Genomic DNA, 13,250 nt, shown 5'->3' on the forward strand with positions numbered 1-13,250 from the left:
CGCTTGAATTACTCAAGTGGTCTTTTTGTATATATTTTGTAATTGCTCGATTGCATTCTCCGCTTCTTTCATAACTCGCTCCACTACATGCTGAGCTGATTCGATTCGTGCCAACGATGCTGCCTGTCCTGCCCAAAGTGACATATATTCTTCCTTATTTTGCTTCGCTGCCTCTTGGCGTATTTTAGAAGTTAATACGTTTTGCACTGGATACATCGGAAGCCCTTCTTCTTTTCCTTCATGTCTCTCTATAAATTCATTCCGGATACCCCGTGCATATTTCCCGGAAAACGCACGAGTTACCGTTGTGCTCGTATCTGTACTATGTAAAACCGCTTCTTTATACACATCGTGCGTAATACTCTCTTCACTTGTTAAAAAGGCCGATCCCATTTGAACACCTTCTGCTCCTAGTGCCAATGCCGCAACAAGCCCTTTTCCGTTCATTACACCACCTGCTGCGACAATTGGGATATGCGGAACAGCCCCTACTAACTGAGGTATTAACGCAAAAGTACCAATCATAGCATCTTGTTCTTTCCCGACAAATGTTCCTCTATGCCCCCCTGCCTCGCTGCCTTGACCGACAATTATATCTACCCCTAATTCTGCAAGTACTTTCGCTTCCTTCACATGGGTAGCTGTTCCGATAACTTTTATTCCACTTCTTTTTAAATCATTTATTTCTTCTTTTTCTAACGTTTGAAATGCAAAGCTAACGACCGGTACTTTTTCATCTAATAGCACTTGTAATTGTTCCTTATAGCTTTTTGGAAGCTTTAACGTTCCTTCTACTTCTATACCTAATTCTCTATTCACTCCGCTTAGTAATACTTTCGCCTCATTTACCTTCTCTTCTTCTATTTGTATCTCTTTCGTTACAAGTAAATTAACACCGAAAGGCTTATCTGTTAGTTCTCTTATTCTATAAATCGCTTCACGAATTTGTTCTGGGCTCATATAGCCCGCTCCAAGCGTCCCTAATCCTCCGTTATTACTTACTGCTGCAACGAGTTCTGGCGTCGTAATCGCGCCTGCCATACCGGCTTGAACAACGGGATACTCAATTTTTAATATGTCTGTTACTCGACTTGTAAACATCATTTTCCCTCCTATTTCCCTTATATCTTCTTTATTTGATAAGCTTTCCCCTGCTTTTGCAAGGGTTGAACTTCATATGAAGCGAATATATTGAAAGAGAAGGAGGCTGAGCTTAATGATTTATCCAAATGCATTAAAACAAGGTGATACAGTAATGATTATTGCACCATCTGGTCCACCTACAATCGAAAATGTATTAAAAGGTGTGAATGTATTACAAGAGATGGGGTTATCCGTAATAATCGGGAAGAGTGTTTACGAGAAATATGGATTTTTAGCCGGAAGTGATCAAGTTCGGCTTGACGATATACATGAAGCATTTACAAATAATGAAGTGAAGGCAATTTTTTGTGCACGAGGTGGTTATGGAAGTGCTCGTCTTCTTCCTCACATTCAATATGAAGTTATTAGGCAGAATCCAAAAATCTTTTGGGGATATAGCGATATTACAGCTTTACATACTGCTGTTTCACGTTATGCAAAGCTTATAACATTTCATGGTCCGATGATTGAAGAACTAGGAAAAGGTATTGATTCCCTATCTTTATCCTCTTTTAATCAGCTATTCCATCCGTATTCAACCATTTTATCTGCATCAGAATGTATCGTACCTAGCTCTCACAGTACAGTTACAAGTACGTTAGTTGGAGGAAATTTAGCTGTGTTAACAAGTATAATTGGCTCGCCCTACGAGATAAATACGGACAATACACTTTTATTACTTGAAGACATTGGTGAAGAACCGTACCGCATTGACCGTATGTTAAATCAGCTACTTTTATCTGGAAAGTTTAATGAGTGCAGGGGCGTTATTTTCACAAGTTGTCACGACTGCACTCCTTCAAAGCCATCTCAATCATTGCAAACAATATTATATGAATATTTCGCGCCATATCATATACCTGTCCTATTCGATTTACCAATTGGACATATAAGTCCAAACATCGGTATTCCACTTGGAGCTACAGCGACAATAAACACGAATAATAAAACAGTCTCTATTTCTTCTGGTATAGCCACTTCATATTCAAATTAAAAAGTAAAAGGAAAAGCGATTACGCTTTTCCTTTTACTTTTACTTATAATAATTAAAAATTCGTCCAGATGCGATATCTGCAATTTCTTCTGGAATAAATGTTTTACTTATATCAGTGCCAACATTTAATACAGCTGTAGCATCTTTCTCAATGCTACCAAATAACTCTTTCCCACGTATCGTAATAAGGGGCGTTCCTTCTGGCAACACATCTTTTACAAATTCCATTTGTGTAAAGAACGGAACGATCCATCTACCTTCTCCTTGGAAATGACGCAAACGAAGTATTCCTTCTGTTGCCCCGTCCTCTGCTTCTAGTGAACCAGCAACATAAAACTCAGTAGATAAGAGCAATTCATAAAATTCCTTTTGCTTCTGTTTATCATCCCCTGCTACAACAAGTACCTCTTCTAATTTCTTTACTGAAATTTGCTCCATATGATGCCACCCCTATTTTCAAAATGATTGTACTTAGATTATACGAAATATTCTTATTTTTTTCTACATAATTCGCAATTATTTTCTTAAAATAATTTTAACACTTCTTTTGTCGTCACAATCGTAGCAAACTCTTCATGTAAATTTACAAGTGTCATATTGTGAATATCCTCTGCACTATACTCCTTACCATCTAAACCTTTACGGTTAAAAGTAGCCGTTGCATCACTCACTAAATATGTTGTAAATCCTAAATTCCCTGCCATTCGTGTCGTAGTTTCCACGCAATGATTTGTCGTTAATCCTACAACCACTACTGCATTACATTTGTTCTTTCTTAATCGCTCTTCTAAATTTGTCCCAATGAACGCGCTGTTAACGAATTTCTGAATAACCACTTCACCAAGTAGTGGTTGCACTTCTTCTTTAAAGTTTACCGTTTCCGCTCTCTCATAAAACATTGACTGAGCATTTTCTTTATTTACATGTTGAATATGAAAAACTGGTCGTTTCCTTTTTCTCCATTCTTCTAACAAAATTCTCATGTTTTCTTCAGCAAAAATATTATTTCTCTCGCCCCAATCTGGTAATTGAAATGCCTTTTGTACATCGATTATGATAAGTGCTATTTGATTTGTCATCATTTCCCCCTTAATTTGGCTGTAATTGAAATAGAAAACCAAGTTGTTGTGACGCAGTAATAAAGCAAACATAGGCGCAAAGCTCTACAATTTCTTTTTCTGTCCAATATTGTTTTAATGCGTGAAACATAGTATCATCTATTGCTTTTCGGTCATGAACAAATGTATGCGCAAAAGTAACGGCTACACCAATCTCCTCTGCCTTTTGCACATCATCTGGTCTTCCCTTTGCCATACAGTACAGACATTCATTCCCATACGCTAATGTTCTTCTCACTTGCTCCTTCAACTCTGCTGAAAGAGTTCCTTTATTGTACAGTGTATCTTCTAACTTACTCCACGAGTGTAATATATCCGAATTATGCCCTAATAACTTTTGAAACTTTGTATCTCCTACATTTGATAATGAAATTCTCTCCATCATTTCCCCTCCTATTTCCTTCTGTTTTATTGTAAAATAAATAACGTTCACTTTACATTTCATATGAATCTTAATTTATATTTTCCCTTTACAAAAATCATTATTTTACTGGAGGTATATTTACAAATGCAATTAGACCGTGTTGATCGAAAAATTTTAAATGAATTATATAATGATAGTCGCCTTTCGATGCGTGAATTGGCTAAACGAGTAAACTTATCTGCTCCGTCTACTTCAGAACGTGTTCGTAAGCTCGAAAGCGAAGGTGTTATTCAAAAATACACAATTGATATTGATTATAAAAAGGCAGGACTAGTTTTAGATTGTATTTTAGAAATCACCTTAAAGAATGGTGATACAACACGTATGCAACAATTTATTCAGTCTTATCCATCTGCAAGTTTTTGTTACCGAGTAACAGGAAGCTTATGCTACATTGTAAAAATTTCTGTTCCTTCACTCGTTGAACTTGAAGAATTTATCAATGATGTTTCTTCATATGCAACGACAGTTTCTCATATCGTATTATCAGAAGTATCTCTTACTCCTGATATTGAACATATCTTCCCAGAAGATTAATTTATTTTTATTCATAAAATATAAAAAAACCCCTTACAATAAGAATAAAAATAATATATTATGTATTAAAATACATAAAATTCGAGAAAGGGGCTTTACATTGAAAATCTGGTTTTATGAAAAAACGGCACAATTAGATGACTTGCTTGGTATTTGGGACAATGTTCCGACCATCCCGCGAATTGGTGAAAAAGTGGAGATTTTAAAGACAGTCCGCACTGTTACAGATATTAAATATGTAAAGAACGGTAATAATTTTCGTGTAGAAATTATTACAAATTAAAAAGTAGCTCCTAAGAGCTACTTTTTAATTATCTATTATGTGCTTTCTTTATAACAATTTTATCTTCTTCTACAGCTACTGTTACATAATCATTTTCTTCTAACCGAAGCTTATTTACAGCCTCATCTGGTAACTCTATAGCCATCAATCTATCGGTTACGATCACTTGACTATACACTTCATTTTCTTGTGATGAATTTACTACTTTTTGCTCATTTATAAAACGTACTGGTGGCACGCCAACTTCTTTTACTGTACGCCATTGTTTCCAAACATACGGAATTAACCATAGTAATCCAACAACTGTAAGACCGATACCAATCCATAAATTACTTTGCGCTTGTAATTCAGTAATTGAGATTGTACCACTTTCTTCTCCACCGAAAAATTGCATACTTGTTGCAATCAAATTATTTAGAGCGTGCACAGCTATATTCGTCCATATATTTTTTGTTTTTATGTATAAAAGACACATAACGACACCAAACATGAACGCACCAATAACATCAAAATGTCCTAGGCCAAAAATAATTGAAGATATAATTACAGCTTTTTTAATTCCCCATTTATGAGCCATCCGCTGTAAGAAAAATCCCCTAAAAATAACCTCTTCCATAATAGGTGCTAACACACATGCTGAAATGAAAGTAAATATCGTCATATATACGTTACTCGTATTAATAACATTTCCGTCTTCTAGCATAGTAACTAAGAAATTCGGTAACGTATGTGCTAATATGTAAAATTGAATCTGAGATATGCCAACTGAAAAAATCATCCCCATTATCGTTGCTAATACAATTAATCCCCAAGATAAACGTCCTGGCTTATCAAAAAAACTGTTAAATACAACATTATTTTTATTTGTTTTTACGTATAGCCAAAGTAACGGAAATACAAAAAATACAGTTATTTGTGAAATAACCTCCATCGTATTCTCAGAAACATTTGCTAGACCTAATGGTATCATTATAAGGAACACCCCTATAATCATCCATCCAAAAAAGCTACGTAGCCTTATACGTGAAAATGCATAGTGCATATAGAACACCCCCAAAGATAGTAAAAATAAAATAAAACTTTAATCAGTACTTTATAGGCAATCCTTTCCCTATAAATAGCAGGATAACTAAATTATAATATGAATATAGTTGAAATCCTTCCTATTTTTCTCAAATCATTTCAAACAGCATAGCTCTTAAAATACCATATCGCTGTTCTTCAAGTTGCAATCCAAGTGAAATTTATGTAATAAAAATCCCCGTTTTTACAAGCGGGGATTTCTTTTATTATAATACGTCACGTTTTTGGAATAATGCACTTGATGCTACAAGTAACACAACAAAGTATGCAGCTACAAGTAATAATGAAGTTGTAAACGTAAATTCTGTAAATGTTGGTTCCATTCCACCATTGATTAATTTATTACTATCGTAAGCTCTTAAATCCAAATGGTTGAATACTACAAACTTCGCTACACCTTTTGCAAACATTATTAATACCATGTTAATTGCACCTTGTAAGAAGAATAGGAACATCGTAATAATTAATGGTAATACAGACTTTCTAAAGACATTTGCTAGGAAAAATGCAAGTGTTGCAAAAAAGAATGGTGAAAGTAGTTGATATAAAGTGGACTTCATTACGATTCCTAACGTTAATTCTGTTTTACTACCATCCATTACAATACCGCCAATAATCATTGCAATTAGCATACCAGCTAATACGATAAATAACATTGCTAATAACACTGTAATATATTTAGAAAATAAAACTGCAAGTCTTTTTCTTGGACGGATTAACAATTGTTTAATTGTACCTTTTTGGAACTCATCAGTAAGAGTACGGGCAGCAAGTGTAATCCCAAAAATCGTTGTAAATAAAACAATTAAGCCAATCTCTGAGTTTGCATAATCTAAATATGATCCCTTAAACTCATCACCTTTTCCCCACTTCAACATTGCTAAAGTACCTAAAATTTCGAGTGCCGCAATGACACCAATTAAAATATACATACCTTTTTTCGCATGCAACTTTAAAAATTCATTTTGAATTAATTTAAACATTACGCTTTCACTCCCCCAGTAATCGCTAAGAACTCATCCTCTAACGTTTTATTTTGAACAGTAACTCCGTATACAAGCACATCAGCATAAACAAGTTTTTTTACAAGTTGCGGAATGTTGTCTTTTGTTACAGATGCTACAATTACATTCCCTTTTGCTTTACCTTTAATGATTTCATTTGCTTTCTGAACTTCATCTACTTCAAACGCTACAACGACTGCCTCATCATGTTTCACTTTTTCATGTAAGTTGTACTCTTGTACAAACTCACCTTGTTTAATAATAACAACGCGATCACACATTAATTCAATTTCACTCAATAAGTGACTTGATACGATTACAGCAATATTCTCTTCTTTCGCTAAACGTTGTAAATAATCACGAATTTGGCGAATACCAGCTGGATCTAATCCATTTGTCGGCTCATCTAAAATTAAGATTTTCGGCTGATGAAGTAATGCTTGTGCAATTCCTAAACGTTGTTTCATACCAAGTGAATATGTTTTCACCTTTTTATGAATCGCATGCTCTAATTCAACAAGCTTTACAATCTCAGCAATGCGCTCTTTACTAATTGGAGTAATGGCCATGTTCGCAAAATGCTTTAAGTTTTGCATTCCTGTCATATAATCATATAGTTCAGGATTTTCTACAATCGCTCCAATTTGCTCTAGTGCCTTTTCACGCTCCGAGCGAATACTATGTCCACAAATTGTAATATCGCCCTCTGTCATTGAAATAAGACCTGTCATCATACGGATCGTCGTCGTCTTACCGCTACCGTTCGGCCCAAGGAATCCGTATACTTCTCCTTCACGAACCTCAAATGATAAACCACGAATAATTTCCGTTCCACCAATCCTTTTTCGAACATTCTCTAACTTTACTACTACGTTTCCCAATGCTGATTCCTCCTTTAGACTTCTAGTTTTTTATCGACTATGTGACCTGTAACTACTAGTAATATAATTGTTAATAAACAATTAAAAAATAGATTTAAAATTGTAATCTCTGTACCAGAATAAAATGATGTATTTAAAAAACCATTTTGATCTATAAATCCAATATTATTTATAGCAAACACATACTTTTCTATTTGCTGAAAAATATACGTTATTCCTCCATTAAATGCGGTAAAAATGACGAATAAAACTAAACAAGCAACTTTATTCATCGATGATTTCACATTTAATAGTTTTACAATTACTATAATAAAATAAATAGAAACTAGCATATTAAGAAAATCTAGTCCCCATAAGAAAATAGATAACATATGATGTAATATTCCATAATTATATAAACTGTGTATTGCTTGCTGAATACCTAAATTAGTTTTTCCATTGTAAATATTTAAAGAAAAATAGTATAGAAAAATGATTCCTATTCCTAGCAAAATCATAAAGAGTAGTACACAGAATAAAATATTTGCACATATATACTTTTTTGCTGAAATAGAAGTATAACGTAGCATAGAATTTTTTAACATTTTCCGAAAAGACGATATACCTGTTAAAAGAATTGCAAATCCATTTATACCTAGTACGATAAAGAATATAATAATAATTATATCTTGCCTACCTGAAATTCTAACTCCTGAAACTCCTTTCATATTAAATAAAAGAATTAATGAAACTGTAATAAAACCAAAGTAAATAATGGCTATCTTTCTCTTATTACAATTATACAGATAAAGAAAAAGCTGACTCATTTCTCATAGGCCTCCTTAAACAGCTCATGTACTGCTTTCCCCTTTTGAAATCGTAGTTCTTCCACATTTTCATGTAATATTATTTCTCCATCTTTCAAAAAGATTACTTCATCGAATATATTTTCGATTTCTCTTATTAAATGAGTCGATATAAGTAGCGTACAATCTTCACGATAAAATTTAAGTATTAACTCAAGTACATGTTCTCTAGAAACAAGATCTATCCCGTCCAATGGCTCATCCAGTACGTATAGCTTCGCTTTTCGAGAAAATGTTAAAATGATTTGCAGCTTCTCTATCATACCTTTTGACAATGCTGTAATTTTTTCTTCTAACGGTATTTTAAATTCTGCAATCGTATCTACCGCTTTTTGAATATCGAAGTCTTTATAAAAATCCCGGTAGAAAAATAAAGCGTCTTTTACAGTCATCCAATCATCAAAGACTGGCTTATCGGACATGAATGAAACGATTTCTTTCGTCTGTAATCCTACCTTTTTACCGTCTATTGTGATACTGCCTTCAGAAGGGTGTTGCAAGCCTGCAATCATTTTCAATAACGTCGTTTTCCCGCTCCCGTTATCTCCAACAAGCCCAACGATTTTCCCTTCCGTAATCTCTATGTTTAATTCACGGATCACTGCTTTTAATCCGTATCTCTTCCATAAGTTTTCTATTTTTAATAGCTCTGTCATTGGCTCTCCTCCCTCTTATCATGTAATGAAGAACGAAGAATTGTAAGAATTTCTTCTTCTGAAAAACCTAAATTGTCCATTCCATCTATAAAAGAATGAAGTAATTCTTTCGCCATCTCTTTTCGCAGCTCCATAATTTTCTCCCCTTCATTCGTTACATACCGTCCCATTCCTCTACGTGTTACAACAACTCCATCCCGTTCTAGCTCTTGAAATGTACGCTGAATCGTATTTGGATTCACTTGTAATTCACTCGCTAATTCACGGACAGAGGGAATTTTATCACCAGGCAATAAATGTCCTGTTACGATCTCTTTTTTTATGTATTCCATTACCTGAATGTAAATTGGTATATTTGGAGAAAACTCTATTTTCATTTCTTCCCTCCTTTTGTATCAGTGTACTAGTTAAATAATACACTGATACAAAAAGTTTGTAAATACCCATTTAATTACAAAAAGTTCTATCCGTTAACCGAATAGAACTTCCCAAACATAAATCGCTATACAGAAATAATAGTGTTATGTAAACAAAATTATAAAGAAAAGCTGTCTTATCAATGAATAAGACAGCTTTTCTTTATAATCCTATATCAAAAGTTAAACACGAAGTCATCGTCAGCTAACTTTTCAACGTTCGTTGCTTTTACGTAACCATTTCCTTTTACAGAGAAGAAATCATGGTTTTTCGTATCTGTACGTAAACCATTTAAAACGATTGGGTTAATTTCTTCTTCTTCAAACTTCGGCTCAAGTCCTAAGTTCATAAGCCCTTTATTCGCATTGTAACGAACGAAACGATTTACATCTTCTACAAGACCGATAGAAGTGTAAATTTCTTCTGTATAGGCCATTTCAATTTCATATAGTTCCATTAATAACTCTTGTGTTTCTTTTTGCACTTCTTGTTGCTCTTCTGCAGAAAGTTCTGCGAAGATTTGTTGTGCTAAAATACCGACGAATACGCCGTGAATTGACTCATCACGAATTATCAAGTTAATAATCTCACCACTTGCTGTTAGTTTTCCTTGACCAGCTAAGTAAAGCGGATAGAAGAATCCACTATAGAATAAATAACTTTCTAAGAACACACTTGCTACCATTGCCATATATAGCTCTTTTTTCGTTACTTCAGGCTTTAACAAACGACGATAGTAACCAGTAATAATACCGGCCTTTTTCTCAAGTAATGGATGATTGTCTACCCAGTCAAAAATATCATCAATTTCTTCTTCAGTAGCTAACGTTGTAAAGATATGACTGTAACTCTTCGCATGTACTTCTTCCATAGCTCCCATGAAAGCTAATACACTTTTCGCTTGTAAATTTTCAAGATGAACAAGTACAAGTGGCATTCCTTCGCCACCTTGTTTCGTATCTAAAAGTGTTAAACCACCTAATACACGCTTATAAGCAATTTGCTCTTCTTTCGATAATTGCACCCAAGTATTTTTGTCAGACGAAACCGCAATTTCTTCTTCTGTCCAAAACTGAGCGATGTTTTGCTTCCAAAACATTAAACTAAAATCATCTTCTTTTTTGTTCCAGTTTACCGCACGCATTAAATCGCCCCTTCTCTAAATATGATAACTAAGCATGAGCAGGGTTCAGAAAACCCTGCTCATCATGTCTCACTTTTTATATTAAACGGTACAAGCCACACACTCTTCCACGCTTAATTTACGTGTTCTCGTATAATACAGACTCTTTAAGCCTTTTTTATGTGCATAGATGTAGTAACGTGCTAATTCACGTGTTGAAATATCACTATTAACGTAAAGAATTGTACTAATTCCTTGGTCAATATGTTCTTGAATTTCTGCGATTAAATCAATTAATTTAAACTGATTCATATCGTAAGAAGATTTATAGTACCAGAACGTATCTTTTGATAAATACGGCATTGGATAATATGTTGTCGCGTTCGCATATGTTCTTGATTCGATTTGACTTACAATCGGCATTACGCTTGAAGTTGCATTTTGAACGTAACTGATTGATTGTGTTGGAGCAATGGCAAGACGATATGAGTTGTATAAACCATTCTTTTGCACTTGCTCTTTTAAACTTGTCCAATCTTCTTTTGTTGGAATATGAATTCCTTCAAATAGTTGCTGAACTTTTTCAGTTACTGGGCTGTAATCTGTCGTTTCATACTTTTCAAAGTATGTGCCATTCGCATAATCAGATTTATCGAAGTCTTTAAATGTCTCGCCTTTTTCTGTAGCGATTTCCATACTTTTCTCAATAGAGTAGTAATTTAACATCATAAAGAATGTACGAGCGAATTCTTTCGCTTCTGCACTTTCATAAGCGATTTTATTTTTTGCTAAATACCCGTGTAAATTCATTGCTCCAAGTCCAACTGAATGAAGCTCGTCATTTGCTTTTTTCACGGTTGGTGCATTCGGAATGATCGTCATATCAGAAACAGCTGTTAAAGCTTCCATTCCTGCATGAACCGCTTCACGAATTTCTTTATTTTCCATTACGTTTACGATATTTAACGATCCTAAGTTACAGTTAATATCACGACGGATAATGTCATCTGTACCGTAATCATTTATTTCTGAAGTTTCTTGAAGCTGGAAGATTTCTGTACATAAGTTCGACATCTTCACAGTTCCAATATCCTTCAATGGATGTTGATTATTTGCATTTGATTTAAACATTAAGTATGGGTAACCAGACTCAAGCTGAATCATAGCGATTTTAATAAGCATATCACGTGCACTAATATCTAGTGGCTTCTTCTTCACTTTCGGATTGCTCATTAATTCATCGTACATTTCATCAATATCAATATCATCTAAATGCTTGCCATATTCTTTATAAACCGTATAAGGTGCGAAAACATGGAAAGGCTCATTTTTCTCAGCAAGCTCAAAGAACTTACTTGGAACGATAATTCCGATTGATAGAGACTGAATACGGCTCTTCTCATCGGCATTTATTTTTTTTGTATCAAGGAATTCAATAATATCCCAATGGAAAATGTTTAAATATACTGCACCGGCACCTTTTCGTTGGCCAAGTTGATTCGCATATGAAAACGAATCTTCAAGCAATTTCATAACAGGTACTACACCACTTGCAGCGTTGTCGATACCTTTAATTTGCTCACCACGTGCGCGTAGCTTAGATAAGTTTAAAGCTACTCCCCCGCCGATTTTCGATAATTGCATCGCAGTATTAATGTTAAAGCCGATCGAATTTAAGCTATCGTCCATCTCTAACAAGAAACAAGACACCATTTCTCCTCTTCTGCTTCTTCCCGCATTTAAAAAGGTTGGTGTCGCTGGTTGGTAGTTTTGTTTTACAATCATGCTTGCGAATTGTCTTGCCTTCGAAACATCACCGCGTCCTAAGTATAATGAAACAATTGCTACACGATCTTCATAGCTTTCTAAGTATTGTTTTTGATCATTCGTTTTTAACGCATAATCTTTGTAGAACTTAGATGCTGCCATATAAGATTGGAACTCGAAGTTTTCACCATAAGCGATGTTATATACTTCCTCTACTTCCTCCAAGCTATACTCGTCCAGAACGTTGTAATAGTAATCATGTTCTTTCATATACTCCATTCGCTCTGCCACGCTATTAAAAGGAACGGTATTCTCTCTAGCTTCTTCCATAAAGACTTCTAATGCCTCTTTATCTTTATGAAGCTGATAAAAACCGTCCTGCATTTGCGTGATTTCATTATTCAGTTCAATGTGTCGCAATCTCCCGCACCCTTTCCTTAAAATATTCTACATCGTTATTTGTTCCAGATAACTCAAATTTTGATACAATAGGCACTTCATATTTAGTAGAAATCTTGTCAGCACTTGCACCGAACATGTCTCCCCAGTTACGATTGCCGCTTGCAGATACGCCTTTTAATTTTTCATTATTGCGCTCTAAAAAGTCTAAAACACGTTCTGGTACATTGCCAAAACCTGTTGTATACGTAATAAGAATAAAGTCTTCATCTATTACTAGATCTTCATCAATTTGAACGGCCGGCATATTTAATTTGTGAATGAAACGCTTCACGTTTCCTGTCATAGAATCATATGCAACTAACATTTCCGACCCTCCCTCTCAAATCTATATTCTCTATATGTTGTTCTTGATTTCTCTATATATTGTATTACGTTTCAAAATAAGACACAAGATATATGTATAAATTCTTTCTTTTTTTAACTTTTACTTTTCGACATGATAGCCGTTTTTTTTCAATACAATGACTATGAAACAACATTCTAAAACTCATGTCAATAAAGTGCTTTTCAAAA

At 34.5% G+C, this 13,250-nt stretch carries 16 protein-coding genes; 3 read left to right on the top strand and 13 right to left on the bottom strand.

Features of this window, described 5'->3' with window-relative positions:
* Nucleotides 1-12 precede the first annotated feature (12 nt).
* Nucleotides 13-1,101, bottom strand: coding sequence for an NAD(P)H-dependent flavin oxidoreductase (locus tag AC1Q8L_RS05390; RefSeq protein WP_000495269.1), 1,089 nt, complete (start codon nucleotides 1,099-1,101; stop codon nucleotides 13-15).
* 115 nt (nucleotides 1,102-1,216) lie between these two features.
* Here AC1Q8L_RS05390 and AC1Q8L_RS05395 point away from each other — a divergent pair, with 115 nt between their 5' ends.
* Complete coding sequence (locus AC1Q8L_RS05395) at nucleotides 1,217-2,137, top strand: S66 peptidase family protein (RefSeq protein ID WP_000640065.1); 921 nt, start codon at nucleotides 1,217-1,219, stop codon at nucleotides 2,135-2,137.
* A 39-nt stretch (nucleotides 2,138-2,176) separates the two neighbouring features.
* Here the strand turns inward: AC1Q8L_RS05395 and AC1Q8L_RS05400 are convergent, their stop codons facing one another.
* The 3 genes from AC1Q8L_RS05400 to AC1Q8L_RS05410 form a co-directional block, all read right to left on the bottom strand.
* On the bottom strand, nucleotides 2,177-2,575 hold the full coding sequence (locus AC1Q8L_RS05400) for an SseB family protein (RefSeq protein WP_000435265.1): 399 nt from the start codon (nucleotides 2,573-2,575) through the stop codon (nucleotides 2,177-2,179).
* Nucleotides 2,576-2,661: 86 nt separating this feature from the next.
* Nucleotides 2,662-3,216, bottom strand: coding sequence for a cysteine hydrolase family protein (locus AC1Q8L_RS05405; RefSeq protein ID WP_000184438.1), 555 nt, complete (start codon nucleotides 3,214-3,216; stop codon nucleotides 2,662-2,664).
* Nucleotides 3,217-3,226: 10 nt separating this feature from the next.
* Complete coding sequence (locus tag AC1Q8L_RS05410; RefSeq protein ID WP_072939645.1) at nucleotides 3,227-3,640, bottom strand: carboxymuconolactone decarboxylase family protein; 414 nt, start codon at nucleotides 3,638-3,640, stop codon at nucleotides 3,227-3,229.
* A gap of 123 nt (nucleotides 3,641-3,763) precedes the next feature.
* Between AC1Q8L_RS05410 and AC1Q8L_RS05415 the strand changes: the two genes are divergently transcribed.
* Entirely contained in the window at nucleotides 3,764-4,216 is a 453-nt protein-coding gene (locus AC1Q8L_RS05415) for an Lrp/AsnC family transcriptional regulator (protein ID WP_001175505.1), read from the top strand.
* Nucleotides 4,217-4,316: 100 nt separating this feature from the next.
* Nucleotides 4,317-4,499 (top strand): DUF3913 family protein, encoded by a 183-nt coding sequence (locus AC1Q8L_RS05420; RefSeq protein WP_000707107.1) that lies wholly within the window; start codon nucleotides 4,317-4,319, stop codon nucleotides 4,497-4,499.
* A 28-nt stretch (nucleotides 4,500-4,527) separates the two neighbouring features.
* Here the strand turns inward: AC1Q8L_RS05420 and AC1Q8L_RS05425 are convergent, their stop codons facing one another.
* From AC1Q8L_RS05425 to nrdI, 9 genes are all read right to left on the bottom strand, one after another.
* Nucleotides 4,528-5,541 (bottom strand): CPBP family intramembrane glutamic endopeptidase, encoded by a 1,014-nt coding sequence (locus AC1Q8L_RS05425; protein WP_000558812.1) that lies wholly within the window; start codon nucleotides 5,539-5,541, stop codon nucleotides 4,528-4,530.
* Between the two features lie 247 nt (nucleotides 5,542-5,788).
* On the bottom strand, nucleotides 5,789-6,565 hold the full coding sequence (locus AC1Q8L_RS05430; RefSeq protein WP_000475427.1) for an ABC transporter permease: 777 nt from the start codon (nucleotides 6,563-6,565) through the stop codon (nucleotides 5,789-5,791).
* A complete protein-coding gene (locus tag AC1Q8L_RS05435) occupies nucleotides 6,565-7,467 on the bottom strand; it encodes an ABC transporter ATP-binding protein (RefSeq protein WP_098311726.1) in 903 nt (300 codons plus the stop codon). The genes AC1Q8L_RS05430 and AC1Q8L_RS05435 overlap by 1 nt, the downstream gene beginning before the upstream one ends.
* A gap of 14 nt (nucleotides 7,468-7,481) precedes the next feature.
* Nucleotides 7,482-8,273, bottom strand: a complete 792-nt coding sequence (locus tag AC1Q8L_RS05440; protein WP_000080431.1) for a hypothetical protein — start codon at nucleotides 8,271-8,273, stop codon at nucleotides 7,482-7,484.
* Complete coding sequence (locus AC1Q8L_RS05445) at nucleotides 8,270-8,968, bottom strand: ABC transporter ATP-binding protein (RefSeq protein ID WP_098311727.1); 699 nt, start codon at nucleotides 8,966-8,968, stop codon at nucleotides 8,270-8,272. The genes AC1Q8L_RS05440 and AC1Q8L_RS05445 overlap by 4 nt, the downstream gene beginning before the upstream one ends.
* Nucleotides 8,965-9,345: a GntR family transcriptional regulator gene (locus AC1Q8L_RS05450; RefSeq protein WP_000687503.1), complete on the bottom strand. Its 381-nt coding sequence runs from the start codon at nucleotides 9,343-9,345 to the stop codon at nucleotides 8,965-8,967. Before AC1Q8L_RS05450 ends, AC1Q8L_RS05445 begins: the two co-directional genes overlap by 4 nt.
* A gap of 215 nt (nucleotides 9,346-9,560) precedes the next feature.
* Nucleotides 9,561-10,529: a class 1b ribonucleoside-diphosphate reductase subunit beta gene (nrdF, locus tag AC1Q8L_RS05455; RefSeq protein WP_001203025.1), complete on the bottom strand. Its 969-nt coding sequence runs from the start codon at nucleotides 10,527-10,529 to the stop codon at nucleotides 9,561-9,563.
* Nucleotides 10,530-10,610: 81 nt separating this feature from the next.
* Nucleotides 10,611-12,695, bottom strand: a complete 2,085-nt coding sequence (gene nrdE, locus AC1Q8L_RS05460; RefSeq protein ID WP_001215839.1) for a class 1b ribonucleoside-diphosphate reductase subunit alpha — start codon at nucleotides 12,693-12,695, stop codon at nucleotides 10,611-10,613.
* Nucleotides 12,682-13,041, bottom strand: coding sequence for a class Ib ribonucleoside-diphosphate reductase assembly flavoprotein NrdI (nrdI, locus tag AC1Q8L_RS05465; RefSeq protein ID WP_000959447.1), 360 nt, complete (start codon nucleotides 13,039-13,041; stop codon nucleotides 12,682-12,684). The genes nrdE and nrdI overlap by 14 nt, the downstream gene beginning before the upstream one ends.
* Nucleotides 13,042-13,250: the final 209 nt, after the last annotated feature.

This window comes from Bacillus sp. GW823-FHT06A11 (genome assembly GCF_058795355.1).